Origin of the sequence: Eubacterium ramulus ATCC 29099 (genome assembly GCF_000469345.1) — a bacterium.
Classification (GTDB): domain Bacteria; phylum Bacillota; class Clostridia; order Lachnospirales; family Lachnospiraceae; genus Eubacterium_I; species Eubacterium_I ramulus.
Genome location: NZ_KI271133.1, coordinates 46,631 through 63,823 on the forward strand (window position 1 = coordinate 46,631; position 17,193 = coordinate 63,823).

Here is a 17,193-nt window from a genome sequence, read left to right on the forward strand (position 1 = left end):
TACTATTAGATTTCTTCTACTTTTACTAAATGTCTAACCTGCTGAATCATACCACGAACTGCTGCGTTATCCGGCATCTCTACAGTTTTGTTCACTTTCTTTAATCCTAAAGCTTCAACTGTTTTAACATGTTTCGGAACTGCACCGATTGTAGATTTCACAAGTGTGATTTTTAATTTATCTGCCATTTGATATCCCTCCTTAACCCAGGATCTCTTCTACGGATTTACCGCGAAGTCTAGCTACTTCTTCCGGGGATTTTAACTGGCTGAGCGCATTGATTGTAGCAAGTACAACGTTCTGCTTGTTATTGGATCCCAGAGATTTTGTACGGATGTTTTTGATACCAGCAAGCTCGCACACGTTACGTGCCGGGCCACCGGCGATAACTCCAGTACCTTCCGGAGATCTCTTTAATAATACAGATGCACCTGTATGTTTACCAGTTGTATCATGTGTAATACTGTTGTTCTCGTCTAATTTAACCTCAATGAGTTTCTTCATTGCATCTTCTTTTCCTTTGCGGATTGCTTCCGGAATTTCAGCTGCTTTTCCTAAACCTGCACCAACATGACCGTTGCCATCGCCAACTACGACTAAAGCTGTAAAACGCATGTTACGTCCACCTTTAACAACTTTGGTTACACGTTTAATTGATACCACTTTTTCATTTAATTCCAACTGGCTGGGATCAATGATTGTACGTTTCATGTATTGTTTCCTCCTTGTTAAAAGTTTAATCCAGCTTCACGTGCTGCGTCTGCTAATGCCTGAACTTTACCCTGATAAATGAAACCACCTCTGTCAAATACAACAGTTGTGATGCCTTTTTCCAGTGCCTTCTTAGCGATTGCTGTACCAACCTGAGCTGCTGCGTCTACATTGTTTGTTTTCTCACAAGCTGCTTTCACATCTTTGTCCATTGTAGAAGCTGCACACAGTGTGTTTCCAACTGTATCATCAATAATCTGGGCGTACATATGATTATTGCTTCTAAAAACAGCTAAACGTGGTCTTTCAGCAGTACCTGCTAAATGATTACGCACTCTTTTGTGCTTTTTAACGCGAACTTCTGTTCTTGATTTCTTACTAACCATTACCTGTCACACCTCCAATTATTTCTTACCAGTCTTACCAACTTTACGTCTGATAACTTCATCAGCATATTTGATACCTTTTCCTTTGTAAGGCTCAGGTCTTCTCTTATCTCTGATTTCTGCTGCGTACTGGCCAACTTTTTCTTTATCGATACCTTTTACAATGATTTTGTTTCCATCAACAACTGCCTCTAAGCCTTCCGGATCGCTCATCTCTACCGGATGAGAATATCCGAGGTTTAATGTCAGTTTGTTTCCAGATTTGGATGCTCTGTAACCAACACCGTTTACTTCCAGTGTTTTCTCGTAACCAGCTGTTACACCGACTACCATGTTGTGGATCAGAGTTCTTGTTAAACCATGTAAAGATTTCATTTTCTTTAAATCATTTGGTCTGGTTACAATGATCTCAGAACCTTCCTGTTTGATATCCATCTCTGCCGGTAACACTCTCTCAAGTGTTCCTTTAGGACCTTTTACAGTCACCTGATTATTTTCTGCGATTGTTACGGTTACTCCGTCCGGAATCGCGATTGGCATTCTTCCTATACGTGACATGCCCGTACCTCCTATATTCTGTATTGGTCGACATCTGCCGACATGCATTGTTACACAGTATGTTCCATCTTCTGATGGAATTATACTTTTGGATCGTTTTTATATCAGTACCACCTTACAGCATTGTCTGTAAAGCAGTCTCTTAGTTCCCCTTTCAGAGAGCTAAGGAAGTTCTGCAAGCCATTCTCTGGCTCCAGAACATTTCCACGGGTATCTTCTGTTCGCTAAGCTCAAGCTGTGCCTGTGGCTTGCTTTCGCCAATCTCACAGAAGGGCCTCGCACTAACCTCAATCTGCGCCTATGGCTTGATTTCGCTAAGTGGCTTCCGGCCTACCATACAAATGCTAATACTTCACCACCAACCTGAAGTTTTCTAGCTTCTTTGTCAGTGATAATGCCCCGGTTTGTAGAAAGGATTGCTGTTCCTAAACCACCCAGAACTTTCGGGATCTCGTTTTTGTTTGCATATACACGAAGACCCGGTTTGGAGATTCTCTTGATACCTGTGATGATTTTTTCATTTTTATCAGCACCGTATTTCAGTGTAACACGGATTGTTTTGAAATTACCATCTTCAATGATCTCGTATTTTGTAATATATCCTTCGTTGAATAAAATCTCAGCGATAGCATTTTTCATTTTGGATGAAGGAATATCTACTGTATCATGTTTAGCAGTATTTGCATTACGGATTCTTGTAAGCATATCTGCGATTGGATCACTCATTGTCATGTTGTGTTTCCTCCTGTATTTTTCACTCAGCTGCTTTCGGTCTACCAGCTTGCTTTCTTAACGCCCGGAATCTCACCTTTGTAAGCTAATTCACGGAAACATACTCTGCAGATACCATATTTCTTTAATACAGAATGCGGACGTCCACAGATTTTGCAGCGTGTATATGCTCTGGTAGAGAATTTCGGTGTACGCTGCTGTTTGATTTTCATTGATTTCTTAGCCATTAAAGTCTCCTCCTGTTATTTAGCGAATGGCATGTTGAACTGTGTCAGTAATTCGCGTGCTTCTTCATCTGTGTTAGCTGTTGTAACGAAGATGATATCCATACCTCTTACTTTGTCAACTTTATCATACTCAATTTCAGGGAAGATTAACTGCTCTTTGATACCAAGTGCATAGTTACCTCTGCCGTCAAATGCATTCGGGTTTACGCCACGGAAGTCACGTACACGCGGTAATGCAAGGTTTACCAGACGATCAAGGAACTCATACATTTTCTCGCCTCTTAAAGTAACTTTGCATCCAATCGGCATACCTTCTCTGATTTTGAAGTTAGCGATGGAATTTTTAGCTTTTGTTGTAATCGGTTTCTGTCCTGCAATGATCTCGAGATCTTTCATAGCAGATTCAAGAATCTTTGCGTTCTCTTTTGCCTCACCAACACCCATGTTGATAACAATTTTGTCAAGTTTCGGCACTTCCATGATATTTTTATATCCAAATTTTTTGATCATAGCGTCTACGATCTCATTCTGATATGTCTCTTTCAGTCTACTCAACTTGCTGGACCTCCTCTCTTTGATTAATCAATCACTTCGCCAGTAGATTTAGCGAAACGAACTTTTTTGTCGCCGTCCATTTTGAAGCCTACACGTGTAGCTGCTCCTTTATGAACATACATAACGTTAGAAACATCGATCGGTCCTTCCTGCTGAACGATACCGCCTGCCTGGTTAGCCATACTTGGTTTTGTATGTTTTGTAACCATGTTGATACCTTCAACAGTAACTGTGTTTTTCTTAGCGTTAACAGCGATTACTTTGCCTTCTTTGTCTTTATCTTTTCCAGCGATTACTTTAACTGTATCACCTTTTTTAATTTTCAGCATTAATCGGTACCTCCTATAATACTTCCGGAGCGAGGGAAACAATCTTCATGAACTGTTTCTCACGAAGTTCTCTTGCAACCGGTCCAAAAATACGAGTTCCTCTTGGAGTTTTGTCATCTTTGATGATAACAGCAGCGTTCTCATCAAATTTGATGTAGGAACCGTCTTTACGACGTGCGCCTCTTTTCGTACGAACAACTACAGCTTTTACAACGTCGCCTTTTTTAACAACTCCGCCTGGTGTTGCATCTTTAACTGTAGCTACAATAACATCACCAATGTTAGCATATCTTCTTGTAGAACCGCCCATAACACGGATGCAAAGTAACTCTTTTGCTCCAGTATTATCAGCTACTCTAAGTCTGCTTTCCTGTTGAATCATGCTGGCAGCCTCCTTCTTATTTTGCTTTCTCCATAATCTCTACAAGTCTCCATCTTTTATCTTTAGATAAAGGTCTTGTTTCCATAACTCTGACTGTATCACCGATACCACATTCATTGTTCTCGTCATGAGCTTTTAATTTATAAGTTTTTTTCACGATTTTGTTGTAAAGAGGATGTCTTACATTATCCTGGATAGCTACAACGATTGTTTTGTCCATCTTGTCGCTTACAACTTTACCAACACGTGTTTTTCTAAGATTTCTTTCTTCCACGATGCGTTCTCCTTTCATGGGTTACTCGCCAGGGGAATTACTCCGCTTTCTCAGTGATAACGGTCTGAATTCTGGCAATATTTTTTCTAACTTCTTTAATTCTTCCAGTATTGTCCAACTGATTTGTTGCGTTCTGGAATCTAAGATTGAAAAGTTCTTTTTTTGCAGCTACTAACTGTTCCTGTAACTGAGCAGCGCTCTGTGTTCTTAACTCTTTTAAATATTCACTAGATTTCATTCTTATTCACCGCCTTCTAAGTCTTCACGGGAAACGATTTTGCACTTGCATGGTAATTTGTGAGTTGCAAGTCTTAACGCTTCACGAGCGATTTCTTCAGACACACCGGAGATCTCGAATAATACACGACCCGGTTTAACTACAGCTACCCAATATTCCAAAGCACCTTTTCCGGAACCCATACGTGTCTCAGCCGGTTTAGCTGTTACTGGTTTGTCCGGGAAAATTTTGATCCAAACTTTACCACCACGTTTGATGTAACGTGTCATAGCAACACGGGCTGCCTCAATCTGGTTAGATTTGATCCAGCATGGCTCGAGAGCAACGATACCGTATTCACCGTTTGTAATCTTATTGCCTCTTAACGCTTTACCAGCCATTGTGCCACGGAACTGTTTACGTCTTTTAACTCTTTTTGGCATTAACATTATTTATCGCTCCCTTCCACTGCCTTTTTCGGAAGTACTTCACCTTTGTAGATCCATACTTTAACGCCTACTTTACCGTAGGTTGTATCTGCTTCTGCGAAACCGTAGTCGATATCAGCTCTCAGTGTCTGAAGCGGAATAGTACCTTCGCTGTAGAACTCTGTACGAGCCATATCTGCTCCACCAAGACGTCCGGAAACGGATGTTTTGATACCTTTAATGCCGGCTTTCATACTTCTTCCCATGCAGGATTTCATAGCACGACGGAAAGATACACGGTTCTCAAGCTGTGCTGCAATGTTCTCTGCAACGAGCTGAGCGTCTTTGTCCGGTCTCTTAACTTCTTTGATATCAACGATTAATTTTTTATCTGTGTATTTCTGAAGCTCTTTTTTCACTTTCTCGATCTCAGCTCCGCCTTTACCGATTACAACACCCGGTTTAGCTGTGTAAACGATAACTTTTACGCGGTCAGAAGCTCTCTCGATCTCGATTTTAGCGATTCCTGCGCTGTATAATTTTTTCTTTAAAAATTTTCTGATATTGTAATCTTCAACTAAGAGATCTGCAAAATTGCCTTCTGCATACCATTTAGAACTCCAGTCTTTGATAACACCGACTCTCAAGCCATGAGGATTAACTTTCTGTCCCATGTTTTACCTCCTATCTTTCATTAAGCACGATTGTGATGTGGCTCATTCTCTTCTCAATTCTGTAAGCTCTACCCTGTGCTCTCGGATGAATTCTCTTCATTGTAGGTCCTTTATTTGCGTAGCACTCTTCTACATAAAGGTCATCAACTTTCATTCCGTTGTTGTTCTCAGCATTAGCAATTGCTGATTTTAATAATTTCTCAATAACACTTGATGCGTATCTCGGATTGTACATTACGATAGCTAAAGCTGTTTTTACATCTTTGCCACGGATTGCATCCAGTACGAAGCAAGCTTTCTGTACAGACATTCTAGCATATGATAATTTTGCTGAAGGTCTGGTATCTTTCTGTGCATTTCTCTCTCTTTTAATTTGGGATCTATGTCCTTTTGCCATGGATATAACCTCCTTCCAAAATTATCTTACTTTAGATTTCTTTTCGTCTTTTCCATGTCCTCTGTATGTTCTGGTTGCTACGAACTCACCAAGTTTGTGTCCAACCATATCTTCTGTAACATATACAGGTACATGTTTTCTTCCATCATGAACTGCGATTGTATGTCCAACCATCTGCGGGAAGATTGTGGAACGGCGGGACCAGGTTTTGATTACCTGTTTGTCACCTGCAGCGTTCATAGCATCAATCTTTTTCAGTAAGCTTTCATCAGCAAATGGTCCTTTTTTTAATGAACGAGCCATATTAAACCTCCTATTTGATTGCTTTACCGTCTCTTCTTCTTACGATAAGTTTATTAGACTGTTTGTTTTTCTTTCTTGTCTTTAAGCCAAGAGCAGGTTTGCCCCAAGGTGTACACGGACCTGGACGACCGATACCTGTCTTACCTTCACCACCACCGTGTGGATGGTCATTCGGGTTCATAACAGAACCACGTACAGTTGGGCGGATACCCATGTGACGTTTACGTCCTGCTTTACCGATGTTGATCAGGCTGTGGTCACCGTTTCCGATAACGCCTACGGTTGCACGGCAATTAATAGGAACCATTCTCATCTCTCCGGACGGAAGTCTTAAAGTAGCATATTTGCCCTCTTTAGCCATAAGCTGTGCGCTCATTCCTGCGGAACGAACCAGCTGTCCGCCTTTGCCCGGATGTAACTCAATATTGTGAACCTGTGTACCAACTGGGATGTTTGCCAGCGGTAAGCAGTTACCTACGCGAACCTCAGCTTCCGGTCCGTTCATAACTTTCATACCATCTGTAAGTCCTGCCGGTGCAAGGATATATGCTTTCTGTCCATCAGCATAGCTGATCAGAGCGATATTAGCTGTTCTGTTCGGATCGTACTCGATACCGATAACAGTTGCCGGAATACCATCTTTATTTCTCTTGAAATCGATGATTCTGTATTTTTTCTTAGCTCCGCCTCCGCGGTGTCTAACAGTGATTTTACCCTGATTATTACGTCCAGAATTTTTGCTTAAGGAAACCAGTAAGGATTTCTCAGGAGTGCTCTTTGTGATCTCAGAGAAGTCAGAACCAGTCATGTTTCTTCTGGAAGGTGTATATGGGTTATATGTTTTGATTCCCATAATGAATCTCCTTTCAATACTGTGTTTTATTATCGCACTTTACTGTGCTTAACCAACTGCTAAGTTGCTTTCGGTCTACAGACCTGCGAAGATCTCGATATCTTTGCTATCCTCTGTTAACTGAACGATAGCTTTTTTTGTTTTAGCAGTTTTACCAAAAGTCATTCCACGTCTTTTTGTCTTGCCTTCGCAATTCATTGTGTTAACTTTTGCAACTTTAACGCCGTCGAACATTTTCTCAACAGCTTCTTTGATCATAGCTTTGTTTGCTTCCGGATGAACCAGGAAAGTATATTTTTTATCAGCCATGATATTCATGCTTTTCTCTGTAATAACCGGTTTGAGGATTACATCGTAGTACTGTACGTTTGCCATTATGCGTATACCTCCTCGATTTTCTCTACAGCTGCTTTTGTTGTGATCACGGTATCATATTTCAGGATATCGTATACATTTAACAGTGTAGCCTGTGTTGTTTTAACATCCGGTACGTTTGCTGCGGATTTCTCAATAACAACATCTTTGTCTCCCATAACAACCAGTGCTTTGGAAACATTTAAGTTATTTAATACTTTAACAAAATCTTTTGTTTTGATTGCTTCTAATTTTAACTCATCTAAAACAACAAATTTCTGAGCCTCTACTCTGGATGTCAGAGCGGATTTTAAAGCTGCTCTTTTCTCTTTTTTGTTGATCTTGAAAGAGTAATCTCTCGGTACCGGAGCGAATACTACTCCACCACCTGTCCACTGCGGAGCTCTTGTTGAACCCTGTCTTGCATGACCGGTTCCTTTCTGTCTCCAAGGTTTTCTTCCACCGCCGCTAACTTCAGAACGTGTTTTTGCTTTCTGAGTTCCCTGACGATTATTTGCAAGCTGCTGTACAACTGCCATGTGTACTAAATGCTCGTTAACTTCTACACCGAAAACTGCGTCATTCAGTTCCATGGAGCCCACTTCGTTGCCTTCCATATTATAAACAGATACGTTAGCCATCTGTGTGTCCTCCTTTCCTAATCAAGTAAAACTTAAGCTTTTACTGTTTCCTTGATTGTTACTAAAGATTTCTTAGGTCCTGGTACGGAACCTTTCACTAAAAGTAAATTGTTCTCAGCATCTACACGAACAACTTCAAGGTTCTGAACTGTAACCTTTACGCTACCCATGTGTCCCGGCATTCCTTTTCCTTTGAATACTTTACTCGGAGAAGAACAAGCGCCGTTGGAACCCTGATGACGATGGAATTTAGAACCATGAGCCATAGGTCCTCTGTGCTGGCCAAATCTCTTAATTGCGCCCTGGAAACCTTTACCTTTGGAAATTGCTGTTGCATCGATCTTGTCGCCTTCTGCGAAGATATCAGCTTTAATTACATCTGCAAGGTTGTATTCCTCAGCATTGTCAAATTTGAACTCGCGAACGAATCTCTTACCGGATACGCCTGCTTTGTCAAAGTGACCTTTCTCTGCTTTGTTTACACCATGTCTGTTTCTGATTTCTTTTTTACCATTGGCATCTTTGTTAACAACTTTCTCTTTTTTGTCAACGAAACCAACCTGTACAGCGCTGTATCCATCGTTATCAACAGTTTTGATCTGTGTAACGTAGCACGGACCAGCCTGTAATACAGTAACCGGAACTAAAACTCCGTCTGCGTTGAAGATTTGAGTCATTCCGACTTTTGTAGCTAAAATAGCTTTCTTCATCTCATTTACCTCCTGTTTACTCTACAGCGGAGCGCTTTATGCGCTCATCCTAGAACAGTGATATATAAGTGGAACATTGAATCCATTGTTGTTTTGCAACGTGGGTTAAAACGGATTCGAAGAATGCTGCTTCTATATATAACCCTTCAGGATTTTACCTTAATCATATTGCTTCCTATTATATAAGGAAGGCTTTTCATCAGATGAATTATTTGTTTTTCATCTTGATGTCGATGCTGACACCAGCCGGCATCTCTAATCTTGACAGTGCATCAACAGTTTTCTGTGTTGGTGCTACAATGTCGATCAGTCTTTTGTGTGTTCTCTGCTCGAACTGCTCTCTGGAATCTTTGTATTTGTGAACCGCTCTTAAGATTGTTACAACCTCTTTCTTAGTAGGAAGTGGTACCGGTCCGCTCACCTGTGATCCGTTTTTCTTTACAGTTTCGATAATTTTCTTTGCTGATGCATCCACCATCTCGTGGTCATAAGCCTTGAGAATGATTCTCATTACTTGACTTGCCATAAAAAAAGTCGCCTCCTTTTCGCACTTTTGATTAGTACGACAAGCGGTGACTGTACACTCTCCCGTGTGTATCATTCAATCTCACACACGTTGTTTTCAACCATTTCATGGTCTTCAGTTTCAGTACAGTGACTTGTCGTCAGTTTCCTAACTTGACATTCGCTCCACGGAAAACCTGCCACTCGGGCAGCAACCTCGCGCTTCATTGCTATCATGTCACAGTAGTTGTTAGTATAAGAGATTTTTTTCGGAATTGCAAGTAGTTTTTTCATTTTTTTTCAAAATATTCGTGTTTTTCTTGTACTTTTATAAATACATTGGATTTTTGGACTTTTTCAAGTGTTTTGATGACGGAAAGTTTGTTATATAGGCGGCAAGGAGAGAAACATGCGACCAGACACGGACAATTTTCTGTTTCCGCTGCGCCGCTTATCTCCGCCTCCTCCCGCGAACTCGCCTCCAGCAAAACCAGCTGTCGGCTCAAACACACTCCCGGAGGCGGGCTATGCTCGCTCCACCGACGAAAATTATCCTACCGTCTGTGTCGCATGTTTCTCTCCTTCGCCGCCATACTATTCTTCTCCCGCTGACATAAGTATCCCCACTTATCCACCGCTTAGAGTTCTCCCCCACTTGAAGCACAGGAATGTTTATTCTGCAGTAAAGTAAATTGATTGCTAAATATATTAGGCGCTATTTTCATTTATAGTTTCTTGACGAAAGACCTGGAAGCATCTATAATCATAGAGACATACCGTTATACAAGAAAGTGTGCTATCACACACATACACGTTTAAAATTATCAATGGCACAGCTTTCTCGCTCGCGCCGAGCACCCTTGCGAAACAATAATTTCTTTTCGTGCGAATGCGCATCGTTTGCACAAAGTGCACAAGTATAACATTATAATAGGTAGAAACAGAATTCATATCATGCGAAAGTAGAGGAAAATAGACAATGTGGATAGCAAAAAACTGGAAAGATTATCAGGTGATTGATTGTTCCCAGGGTGAGAAACTGGAACGATGGGGAAAATACCTCCTCGTCCGTCCGGACCCGCAGGTAATCTGGGATACACCGAAAACAGAAAAAGGATGGCGCAAACACAATGCACATTATCACAGAAGTAAAAAAGGCGGCGGAGAATGGGAATTTTTTGATCTGCCGGAACAGTGGACCATTCATTATAATGATCTGACCTTTAACTTAAAACCATTTAGCTTCAAGCATACCGGATTATTTCCGGAGCAGGCTGCGAACTGGGACTGGTTCGGTGACAAGATCCGCAAAGCGGGCCGACCAATCAAAGTATTAAACCTGTTTGCCTATACCGGTGGTGCAACCCTTGCCGCTGCTGCTGCCGGCGCACAGGTCACACATGTGGATGCTTCCAAAGGAATGGTTCAGTGGGCAAAAGAAAATGCTGCATCTTCCGGACTCAGTGACAAGCCGATCCGCTGGCTGGTAGATGACTGCGTAAAATTCGTAGAGCGTGAAATCCGTCGTGGCAATCACTATGATGCCATTATCATGGACCCGCCATCCTACGGAAGAGGACCGAAAGGAGAAATCTGGAAAATTGAAGAATCCGTATACCCGTTAGTAAAACTGTGTACACAGATCCTTTCTGATGATCCACTGTTTTTCCTGATCAACTCCTATACAACAGGCCTTCAGCCTGCAGTGCTGGCTTACATGCTTGGTACTGTTATGAAAAAATATGACGGCATCGTAACTGCAGATGAAATCGGACTTCCTGTATCTTCCAACGGGCTTGTACTTCCCTGCGGAGCCTCCGGCCGCTGGGAATCAAAATAATTTTTTTATTCTAAGTTAATACGCTCACTTCTGCAAGGCGAATAATAACAAATCATTCTTAAACAAAAAGATTTATCAATACCCATTTATTCTATAGGCCATTGATAAATCTTTTTTATCAAATATGCAAAATTATCTCTATTTCACATATTCCCCGACTTATGCTAATATTTATATGTTACCAGAAAGCAACTTTGTTACCTTTTGGTAATTATGATACATTTTTATTTGAGCCGAATGCACGTAGAATTTGGTTTGTAATTCTATTATTATATACTTTCATTCAAAAACAACTTTAATGAAATGTATTAACAGATTTTCTTCCAAAATTCAATGTTATCGCTCATATCTAGTATTTATACGGAGGTTATTTATGGGACAAAGTAAAGTTAAAGGTTATGGTTCAAGGGGATGGATACTTATTATCTGGATTGCCACTGCATTTCTTTCCTATCTGGTGATCGGTAATTATCCACTAAATATTCTTTCTGATTTATATGGTGGACAAGCCGTATTGTCATCTATCTATACAGCTGCTTCTATCATTGGAGTTATTGTACAGTTGATTGCTTCTAACTTCATTGGAAAATTAAAAAGCATCAAAAAAATGGGGTGTCTGATGGGTGTCTTATCCATTGTAGCTCTTCTTGGTATTATGTTTATTCCGGGTTATATTCCCGGACCAACGCAAATGCTTTGGCGTGCCGTATATGGTTTAGGCACTGTGCTTTCTTTAGTATATGCAACTTTTTCACTTTCTATTCTGGTAGGACAATGGTTTCCAACAAGAAAAGGAAGTGTTATGGGTATTGCTACCTTTGCATTCCCACTCGGCAATGGTGTTATCGGAGCATTTGCAGCTACCGCATTCAAAAGTGGACAGCCACACATTGCAAATGCATTTGCTCCTTTCTTAATCATTTTTATCGTTGGCCTTATCCTTGGAATAATTTTTGTACCGGATTATCCGGAAGAAGTTGGTGCATTCCGTGACAACAATCCAAATATGACTCCGGAAATGGCCAAAAACATGATGCTGGAAGAAATTGAAAACAAAAAAACAACCGTATGGAAGCTGAACCACACTCTGACTACCCGTGATTTCTGGTTCATCACAATTCCTGCCGGATGTCTGCTGATGTTCTCAGTCGGTATGATGACACAGACAAATGCAATTCTCGGTTCTATGGGAAATGGATTAGCTAAATTTGGTGGGTTTGCCGGTGTTATGTTAATGATCTGTATCTTTGGTCTGATTGGAAGTTTTGCACTCGGAGTTCTTGATACTAAATTCGGCACAAAAAAAGCCATGATCATCGCATGCATCATCATGCTGCTCGCTGGTATACTCGGTGCTTTATCAAGTCCGGAAAAACCAGGACTTCTGGTTGCTTCACTTGTATGCCTTGCATTATTTATGGGTGCTTCTTCCAACTTTACTGTATCACTGGCAGCACAGTACTGGCGCCGTGAGGATTTCGGTACTGTCTTCGCAGCGGTAAATCCAATTGCCAACTTAATTTCATCACTTGGTCCGGTAATCATTGCAATGATCATGATTGCTTGCGGATACAATATGATTTTTGTTGTAACTGCTATCGTAGCTGTCATTTGTATCATTTTAATGTTACTCTTCAGTGCAAAACACGTAAAAGAAAAAGATGATACTTACAGAACTGCTGCCGGGAAAAAACTTGATAATGCTTTGGAAGGCCGCAAATAGGCATTATGTAAAACGGAAATGAACTCTTCTTTTCTGTTCAAAAATGCCTTGGGAATTCTTGCTGCGAGAAGCACGTCATGCAACGCATGACGTGCTTCTCTGCAATCCTGCCGGAAACTATATTAAACTTTTTCTATACTCCATCGGGCTCACATTATAAATCTGTTTAAATGCATCCACAAAACGACGAACGTTATTATAACCAACCTTTTCTCCAATCTCATAGGTTTTGAGATCCGTGGTCCGGAGCAGTTTGATTGCCTCTTCCATACGGATAGATGTCAGATATGCTTTATAATTCTGTCCGGTTTCCTTTTTAAACAGTGCACTGAAATAATTCTGACTGACACAGGCTACATCCGCCAGTTCCTTAATTGACATATCCTCTGCATAATGTGCTTTGATATAATTTTTGACCTGTTCGATCATTACTTTGTCCTTAGACTTTCCATTGTTATCCAACAAAATCCAGAGATTCTGATAATAGTTCCGGATGCATTCCCGCAATGCCCGGAAAGTCTTTCGTGATTCTGTGTCTTTCTGCAGTTTCTCCTGCATCTCATTATAATCACCTTCGATGAGCTGATACTGGAATAATTTCGTACCAATTTCAGCTACAAAATACAACACCCTGGAGAGTGCCGCATTTTTATTTCCATAATGAATTGCTTCTACCTTATCCATAATCTTGTCAATTTTTTCCAGATAAGATTCATCATGTGCAATGATTGCATGGTAAGCCTCATCCACACTCTTTGCATAGTCTTCAAAGGATACGGTGTAATCTTTATGGATATCTCTGAAATCAATCAGGGGTTTTTCCTCAAAATAATACAGTTCAAAAGCAAACTTTGCCGTTTTGTATGCATTTTTCAGTTGCTTTGCATCGGTAGAATACATACCGATCCCGACTGATAACTCTGTATGTACCTGCGCTGACACCTGCTGTACCACCGGCATCACGTAGGTTTCCACGAAAGTATCTTCCTCTCCACAGGGGAACACTCCCATGAGATGCAGTGCACAGTCGTCTTTGCGCAGGACAAAAGCTTTGCCACGCAGCTTTTGTGCAATCTGATTGTAAATAGAAAAACGAAGCAGATTGAACCGTTCAAAAGAATCTTTAATCATATCAGCTGCCAGATCCGGCCGGATGCCCACGCAGATTCCCACAAAGAAATGACCTTCAAAATCGATTTCTTCAGCCTCAAACAACTGATACAATTCATCATTTTCAAATCCCTGTCCATCATTGATTTCCCGGAATAGCTGATACATCTCATCATCTTCTTCTTTGAAAATTTCGATGGTATTCTGTTCTTCCAGCTTTTGAATTGCCTTGCGCACCGCATCCTCCAGATCCTTGCGTGCTACAGGTTTCAGCAGATAATCAACGGCTCCGCTCTGCAGAGCTTCTTTTGCATAGGTAAATTCCTGATATCCACTGATAAAAATAAACTTTGCATGCATATCCGCTTCATTGCACCACCGAAGTATATCAAGCCCCGTTCGATATGGCATCATAATATCGGTGATTACAATATCAGGATCCGTTTCTTCCATTACTTCTTTCAACCGTTGTCCATCCCGTGCTTCCCCCACGAGACGGACATCCATATTTGTCCAGTCTATCAGTTTCTTTAACCCCTGTAAAATAACTCCCTCGTCATCCGCGATCACTGCTTTCCACATTTTCAGGTTCCTCCCAGATCGGCAAACGATAGGTCACGATTGTTCCCACACCCTGGAAACTCTCAATACCGAAACCATATTCTTTGCCGCAATTCAGCTTTATTCTGTCATAAACATTTTTCATTCCAACACTCAGGCGACCATTCGCATCTGTTTTTCCAATTTCCGGATTATCCAGTGTCTCCTGCATAATTCGGACCTGATCCTCCTCCATGCCGACACCGTCATCCATCACGACAATCTCCAGATAATCTTCTTTTCGTTCCACACGGATAGCGACCGTACCTTCTCCTTTTTTCTCCCGCAAACCATGACGGATCGCATTCTCTACCACCGGTTGAAGCAGAAGCTTTGGAATATACAGCTGTGCATCTTCATCAGACACCTGGATGCTTAGCCGGATCCTTCCTTCATAACGGACTTTCATAATAACGAAATATTCCCGCAGTGCCTGCAATTCATCCCGCAGCACGATACAGTCGGTATGTTCTCCCATCACATACCGAAGCTGATGTGCGAGACATTCCAGCAATTCTGCTGTCTTTTCATCATTTTTCTCCAGTGCTGTCATACGGATCACATCCAGCGTATTATATAGATAGTGTGGCTGGATCTGCATCTTCAAAGCATTCAGTTCTGCATCTTTCTGACAGATTCTTGCTACATATACCTGATTGATATAATCATTCAGACGTTCTACCATCTTGTTGAATCCGTCCGCAATAATCTCCATCTCATCATGGGTATTGATTTCCAGTTGAACATCCATCCGGCCGCTCTCCACCTGCTTCATGGCCTCCTGTACTTTTTGGACAGGTTCACTCATCCTCTTTGAAAATATAATATATAAAAGAACCAGGAAGATACAGGAAAACAGTAAAATAACTGCCATCATGGTACGGTTGCTGAAATAATATCCCATAGCTTCCGCATCGTTCAATTTCAGTACCGCATACTCATCCGTATCCATGATTCTTGCATAAAAAATCCAGTTTCCATCAATCTTTTCATAACCCTCCGATCCTTTCAGCTGAGCCATCACCTTTTCTCCCAACGGATTTCTGCCATCCAGATAATCCTTCCGGTCCTGGCTATATACATAATGTTTTTCTTTTGGATTACATATATAAAGACTTCCCTTTTCCAGACCGATCTTATCCACCAGATTCTCCAGCACATTCACATTGATATCCACGAACAATGTGCCAAGCGGGGTGTTATATGCACGGTTTATGGAGGTAGTATCCATATAATTGCGCACAAGTACAAAGATGAAATCATCCGAGTTGATACAGATATTACTTTCTTCCGTTGTCCTGAGTACACATAAATCGCGCATCTCATCCTGTGCGATAATTCTCATCTGCGTATAATATTGTGCGTCATTTCGTAATGTTTTTTCCTGATTATAATATACACTGTATATTTTACCATTGATATCAACAAAACGGGTAGATGCAATATGTTTACTCTTGGCCATTACTTCTTTTAAAGCTTCATCCACTTCTAAAGAACGTTCCCCGTCTGTGAGATTACTGTTTTTCAACACGGCTGCAAGACTTTCCCCATCATCCGTCTCATAATTATACAGTTCCGCCATGGCTGCGTCTGCAGATTCCATAATATCTTGCACATTTCTGGCAAAATATCCGTTGATCTGTGCATAATTTCGAATCATGGTTTCCCTGATATTATCTGTAAATCTGGAAAAAAACAGCAGACTGATCAGGAACAATGGAATCACACCAAATAACAGGTATGCCACCGTCATTTTTCCAAAGGTCGTATCCGTTATCCTTCTTCTCATTGATTCGCCTCCTGACTGGCCTCACAGGAGTTCCACAGCTGCTGGATGTGCTGTGCCGTATCAGTTACGGACACTTCACTGTTCCATTCACTGCGCAACAGAAGCAACATGCCTTTTTCAAAATCTACCGGTGTATCTTCATCACCAATATAGGTTGCAATCTGCTTGTCACTACTTCGGAACGCACGCTCCGTTTCTTCCTGAAAAGGAACTCCGGCAGTAGCAATCCATTCTTTTGTCAATGGGAAACTACAGATTGCCTCACAGGTCAGCGTATAATTCTGTTCGGAATAAAAATATTTCAGAAATGTCATTGCTGCATCATACTTATCAGGATCTTCCTCACATTCCTTTGTCACAGACCAGAACGTATCCAGATTATCACCGGCATAGGTCACACCTTTTACATCCGGCACATAAAACCAGCCTAATTCCATGGAAGGATTCAATTTCTGAATGGCAAAAGAAGTCCATGGACCGGTATACATCATGGCGATTTCTCCCTCCGCCATTTTATATGGCAGATTTCCATCTCTTGTCGTCTGCCAGTCATCGTTGACATATCCCGCATCAAACAAATTTTTCAAATCGTTAAGCATCTGTATCGCTTCCGCATCTGTCCAGGAAACCACTCCCTCCGAGCACTGTCTGAGCCAGTCCGGATTCTTTGACAGCACATCCGTACGAAAGAAATGATTTACCCAATATTCCATATGCCACAGATCACTGCCGCCCACACCAATGGGAGTAATCCCCTTACTTTTCAGTGTTTTACAGATATTCAAAAAGTCCTGATACGTCTGCGGAACACTCAGACCACATCGTTCAAAAATTTCTTTGTTATAAATAATTCCGGAGGTAGATTCCCAATGTCATTTAGATAAGGATTATACAAA

The 17,193-nt window shown here is 41.2% G+C and carries 25 protein-coding genes; 2 read left to right on the top strand and 23 right to left on the bottom strand.

Annotated features, from left to right (window positions below; translation table 11 throughout):
* Positions 1 to 5: 5 nt before the first annotated feature.
* The 20 genes from rpmD to rpsJ form a co-directional block, all read right to left on the bottom strand.
* Positions 6 to 188, bottom strand: coding sequence for a 50S ribosomal protein L30 (rpmD, locus tag HMPREF0373_RS08795; protein ID WP_021739341.1), 183 nt, complete (start codon positions 186 to 188; stop codon positions 6 to 8).
* Between the two features lie 13 nt (positions 189 to 201).
* On the bottom strand, positions 202 to 711 hold the full coding sequence (gene rpsE / locus HMPREF0373_RS08800) for a 30S ribosomal protein S5 (RefSeq protein ID WP_021739342.1): 510 nt from the start codon (positions 709 to 711) through the stop codon (positions 202 to 204).
* A gap of 17 nt (positions 712 to 728) precedes the next feature.
* Positions 729 to 1,097, bottom strand: coding sequence for a 50S ribosomal protein L18 (gene rplR, locus HMPREF0373_RS08805; protein ID WP_021739343.1), 369 nt, complete (start codon positions 1,095 to 1,097; stop codon positions 729 to 731).
* A gap of 18 nt (positions 1,098 to 1,115) precedes the next feature.
* Complete coding sequence (gene rplF, locus HMPREF0373_RS08810) at positions 1,116 to 1,655, bottom strand: 50S ribosomal protein L6 (RefSeq protein ID WP_022035231.1); 540 nt, start codon at positions 1,653 to 1,655, stop codon at positions 1,116 to 1,118.
* A gap of 330 nt (positions 1,656 to 1,985) precedes the next feature.
* Positions 1,986 to 2,387, bottom strand: coding sequence for a 30S ribosomal protein S8 (gene rpsH, locus HMPREF0373_RS08815; RefSeq protein WP_021739345.1), 402 nt, complete (start codon positions 2,385 to 2,387; stop codon positions 1,986 to 1,988).
* 41 nt (positions 2,388 to 2,428) lie between these two features.
* Positions 2,429 to 2,614, bottom strand: a complete 186-nt coding sequence (locus HMPREF0373_RS08820; protein WP_021739346.1) for a type Z 30S ribosomal protein S14 — start codon at positions 2,612 to 2,614, stop codon at positions 2,429 to 2,431.
* 15 nt (positions 2,615 to 2,629) lie between these two features.
* Positions 2,630 to 3,169 (bottom strand): 50S ribosomal protein L5, encoded by a 540-nt coding sequence (rplE, locus tag HMPREF0373_RS08825; RefSeq protein WP_021739347.1) that lies wholly within the window; start codon positions 3,167 to 3,169, stop codon positions 2,630 to 2,632.
* A gap of 23 nt (positions 3,170 to 3,192) precedes the next feature.
* Entirely contained in the window at positions 3,193 to 3,498 is a 306-nt protein-coding gene (rplX, locus tag HMPREF0373_RS08830; protein ID WP_021739348.1) for a 50S ribosomal protein L24, read from the bottom strand.
* Positions 3,499 to 3,511: 13 nt separating this feature from the next.
* On the bottom strand, positions 3,512 to 3,880 hold the full coding sequence (gene rplN / locus HMPREF0373_RS08835; RefSeq protein WP_021739349.1) for a 50S ribosomal protein L14: 369 nt from the start codon (positions 3,878 to 3,880) through the stop codon (positions 3,512 to 3,514).
* A 16-nt stretch (positions 3,881 to 3,896) separates the two neighbouring features.
* Positions 3,897 to 4,154: a 30S ribosomal protein S17 gene (gene rpsQ / locus HMPREF0373_RS08840; RefSeq protein ID WP_081695246.1), complete on the bottom strand. Its 258-nt coding sequence runs from the start codon at positions 4,152 to 4,154 to the stop codon at positions 3,897 to 3,899.
* Between the two features lie 37 nt (positions 4,155 to 4,191).
* A complete protein-coding gene (rpmC, locus tag HMPREF0373_RS08845) occupies positions 4,192 to 4,392 on the bottom strand; it encodes a 50S ribosomal protein L29 (protein WP_021739351.1) in 201 nt (66 codons plus the stop codon).
* Between the two features lie 2 nt (positions 4,393 to 4,394).
* Positions 4,395 to 4,820, bottom strand: coding sequence for a 50S ribosomal protein L16 (gene rplP, locus HMPREF0373_RS08850; protein WP_021739352.1), 426 nt, complete (start codon positions 4,818 to 4,820; stop codon positions 4,395 to 4,397).
* A complete protein-coding gene (gene rpsC / locus HMPREF0373_RS08855; RefSeq protein ID WP_021739353.1) occupies positions 4,820 to 5,473 on the bottom strand; it encodes a 30S ribosomal protein S3 in 654 nt (217 codons plus the stop codon). The genes rplP and rpsC overlap by 1 nt, the downstream gene beginning before the upstream one ends.
* Positions 5,474 to 5,483: 10 nt before the next feature.
* A complete protein-coding gene (gene rplV, locus HMPREF0373_RS08860; RefSeq protein ID WP_021739354.1) occupies positions 5,484 to 5,870 on the bottom strand; it encodes a 50S ribosomal protein L22 in 387 nt (128 codons plus the stop codon).
* Between the two features lie 21 nt (positions 5,871 to 5,891).
* Positions 5,892 to 6,173, bottom strand: coding sequence for a 30S ribosomal protein S19 (rpsS, locus tag HMPREF0373_RS08865; protein ID WP_021739355.1), 282 nt, complete (start codon positions 6,171 to 6,173; stop codon positions 5,892 to 5,894).
* A 10-nt stretch (positions 6,174 to 6,183) separates the two neighbouring features.
* Entirely contained in the window at positions 6,184 to 7,026 is an 843-nt protein-coding gene (gene rplB / locus HMPREF0373_RS08870; protein ID WP_022035230.1) for a 50S ribosomal protein L2, read from the bottom strand.
* Between the two features lie 75 nt (positions 7,027 to 7,101).
* Positions 7,102 to 7,401 (bottom strand): 50S ribosomal protein L23, encoded by a 300-nt coding sequence (gene rplW, locus HMPREF0373_RS08875; RefSeq protein WP_021739357.1) that lies wholly within the window; start codon positions 7,399 to 7,401, stop codon positions 7,102 to 7,104.
* A complete protein-coding gene (gene rplD, locus HMPREF0373_RS08880) occupies positions 7,401 to 8,021 on the bottom strand; it encodes a 50S ribosomal protein L4 (RefSeq protein WP_021739358.1) in 621 nt (206 codons plus the stop codon). Before rplD ends, rplW begins: the two co-directional genes overlap by 1 nt.
* Before the next feature lie 32 nt (positions 8,022 to 8,053).
* Positions 8,054 to 8,731, bottom strand: a complete 678-nt coding sequence (gene rplC, locus HMPREF0373_RS08885; RefSeq protein ID WP_021739359.1) for a 50S ribosomal protein L3 — start codon at positions 8,729 to 8,731, stop codon at positions 8,054 to 8,056.
* A 208-nt stretch (positions 8,732 to 8,939) separates the two neighbouring features.
* Positions 8,940 to 9,257, bottom strand: coding sequence for a 30S ribosomal protein S10 (rpsJ, locus tag HMPREF0373_RS08890; protein WP_022035229.1), 318 nt, complete (start codon positions 9,255 to 9,257; stop codon positions 8,940 to 8,942).
* A gap of 957 nt (positions 9,258 to 10,214) precedes the next feature.
* Here rpsJ and HMPREF0373_RS08905 point away from each other — a divergent pair.
* The gene (locus HMPREF0373_RS08905; RefSeq protein WP_021739363.1) at positions 10,215 to 11,075 is read left to right on the top strand and encodes a class I SAM-dependent methyltransferase; all 861 of its coding nucleotides are present in this window, start codon (positions 10,215 to 10,217) and stop codon (positions 11,073 to 11,075) included.
* Positions 11,076 to 11,448: 373 nt separating this feature from the next.
* Positions 11,449 to 12,798 carry an MFS transporter gene (locus HMPREF0373_RS08910; RefSeq protein WP_021739364.1) on the top strand — a complete coding sequence of 450 codons (1,350 nt, stop codon included), beginning with the start codon at positions 11,449 to 11,451 and terminating at the stop codon, positions 12,796 to 12,798.
* Positions 12,799 to 12,915: 117 nt separating this feature from the next.
* Here HMPREF0373_RS08910 and HMPREF0373_RS08915 read toward each other — a convergent pair whose 3' ends face one another.
* The 3 genes from HMPREF0373_RS08915 to HMPREF0373_RS08925 are packed head-to-tail and all read right to left on the bottom strand — an operon-like array spanning position 12,916 to position 17,148.
* The gene (locus tag HMPREF0373_RS08915) at positions 12,916 to 14,490 is read right to left on the bottom strand and encodes a response regulator transcription factor (RefSeq protein ID WP_021739365.1); all 1,575 of its coding nucleotides are present in this window, start codon (positions 14,488 to 14,490) and stop codon (positions 12,916 to 12,918) included.
* Complete coding sequence (locus tag HMPREF0373_RS08920) at positions 14,465 to 16,297, bottom strand: cache domain-containing sensor histidine kinase (RefSeq protein WP_021739366.1); 1,833 nt, start codon at positions 16,295 to 16,297, stop codon at positions 14,465 to 14,467. The genes HMPREF0373_RS08915 and HMPREF0373_RS08920 overlap by 26 nt, the downstream gene beginning before the upstream one ends.
* Positions 16,294 to 17,148 (bottom strand): ABC transporter substrate-binding protein, encoded by an 855-nt coding sequence (locus HMPREF0373_RS08925; RefSeq protein ID WP_341348896.1) that lies wholly within the window; start codon positions 17,146 to 17,148, stop codon positions 16,294 to 16,296. The genes HMPREF0373_RS08920 and HMPREF0373_RS08925 overlap by 4 nt, the downstream gene beginning before the upstream one ends.
* Between the last annotated feature and the right edge of the window lie 45 nt (positions 17,149 to 17,193).